Source organism: Photobacterium sp. DNB22_13_2, from assembly GCF_052873915.1.
In genome coordinates this window covers 1-239 of the sequence record NZ_JBNNXU010000274.1, presented here as the reverse complement: position 1 = coordinate 239, position 239 = coordinate 1, and the positions used below count along the sequence as shown (strand labels likewise).

General features: G+C 65.3%; 1 protein-coding gene. It reads right to left on the bottom strand.

Annotated features, from left to right (window positions below):
• The coding region (locus tag ACVA58_RS28635) for a hypothetical protein (RefSeq protein WP_446513614.1) at nt 1–239 on the bottom strand (239 nt) is incomplete at both ends.

Genomic DNA, 239 nt, shown 5'->3' with positions numbered 1-239 from the left:
CGCTAGCACGGCGGCCGGCAGGGCCGTGGAGATGCGCTCAAAGAGCTTGGTCAGCGATTCCGTCGACAGCGGCGTATTGGTCTGCGCATTCAGCAGATAGGGGTGATCGGGCCGTCCGCGGTAGTTGTCGACGTAGCACTGCACCAGGTTCGCGGTCAGCTCGCTGACGGGGATCTGCCGGATCGAATCGGCGGTCTTGATCCCGGGCCGGGAGAAGCGAGAATCGGTGTCGACGCGCC